This is a genomic window from Halomonas sp. BM-2019 (genome assembly GCF_017584085.1).
Genome location: NZ_CP071922.1, coordinates 3,818,213 through 3,819,461, shown reverse-complemented (window position 1 = coordinate 3,819,461; position 1,249 = coordinate 3,818,213). Strand labels below are relative to the sequence as shown.

The 1,249-nt window shown below is 62.4% G+C and carries 2 protein-coding genes and 3 tRNA genes; all 5 read left to right on the top strand.

The window, feature by feature from the left end; all coding sequences use genetic code 11:
• Positions 1 to 373 (top strand): ACT domain-containing protein (locus J5F18_RS18935; RefSeq protein ID WP_346300067.1); only part of this gene is annotated, 373 nt, incomplete at its 5' end.
• A gap of 197 nt (positions 374 to 570) precedes the next feature.
• Positions 571 to 768, top strand: a complete 198-nt coding sequence (gene csrA, locus J5F18_RS18930) for a carbon storage regulator CsrA (protein WP_346300066.1) — start codon at positions 571 to 573, stop codon at positions 766 to 768.
• Positions 769 to 852: 84 nt separating this feature from the next.
• Positions 853 to 945 (top strand) — tRNA-Ser (locus J5F18_RS18925).
• Between the two features lie 56 nt (positions 946 to 1,001).
• Positions 1,002 to 1,078, top strand: a tRNA-Arg gene (locus tag J5F18_RS18920).
• 50 nt (positions 1,079 to 1,128) lie between these two features.
• Positions 1,129 to 1,205: transfer RNA gene (locus J5F18_RS18915), tRNA-Arg, on the top strand.
• Positions 1,206 to 1,249 lie beyond the last annotated feature (44 nt).

Here is a 1,249-nt window from a genome sequence, read left to right as displayed (position 1 = left end):
AGTGGACATGATCGTCCAGAACGTGGCGCCGGCCGGCGACTACACCGACTTCACCTTCACCGTAGCCAAGGGCGACTACAAGAAGACCCTGAAGATCCTCGAGGAGCAGGTGATCCCCGACCTGGGTGGCGGTGAGGTCAACGGTGACGACAACATCGCCAAGGTCTCCCTGGTTGGGGTCGGCATGCGCTCCCACGCCGGCGTGGCGTCCAAGATGTTCCGCGTGCTGGCCGACGAGAATATCAACATCCGCATGGTCTCGACCTCCGAGATCAAGATCTCCGTGGTGATCGACGAGAAGCAGATGGAGCTCGCCGTGCGTGCCCTGCATACCGCCTTCGGCCTCGACAAGAGCGACATCGAGGGTGAATAAGCCTGCCCGGAGCGGCTGACAGCTTCTACGCTGACAGGGAAGCCCGCGACGGGCTTCCCTTCAACGGGGAGCTGGGGTGTCATGGGCTGCCGATTGGTCACGGAGGACGTCGTGACACATAATGCAGCGACGCGATTCCACCGGCGCACATCCCGCTGCCAGAGAGTCCAAGAACTAGCCTGAGAAGGAGATCAGCCATGCTCATCCTGACCCGCCGTGTCGGCGAGACCCTGATGATCGGAGACGACATCACCGTGACGGTGCTGGGCGTGAAGGGGAATCAGGTCCGGATCGGCGTCAATGCCCCCAAGGACGTCGCCGTGCACCGCGAGGAGATCTACCAGCGGATCCAGCGCGAGAAGGCCGAGGAGAGCGACTCGGGCCGCGAGGAGTAGGCGCCCCGCCGCGGCGCAAAAAAGACGCCGGCGTCGCTGGACAAAGCGCTTCAGAAACGGTAACATATGCGCCGTGTCGATGAGGGAGAGGTGGCCGAGTGGCTGAAGGCGCTCCCCTGCTAAGGGAGTATGGGGTTTATAGCCTCATCGAGGGTTCGAATCCCTCCCTCTCCGCCATGACGCTCGAGGAAGTCCTCCTCGAGCCGAGTGACCGACACGACGAAGATGACAGGGCGCCCGTAGCTCAGCTGGATAGAGTACCTGACTACGAATCAGGTGGTCGGAGGTTCGAATCCTCCCGGGCGCGCCACTTCGGATACCCGCAGTACGTGATGGCGATCACGCCCAACATCGCACTACGCGCCCGTAGCTCAGCTGGATAGAGTACCTGACTACGAATCAGGTGGTCGGAGGTTCGAATCCTCCCGGGCGCGCCAGATCCGGACCCGTCCTCTTCGCGAGGTCGGGTCTTCTGCTTTGC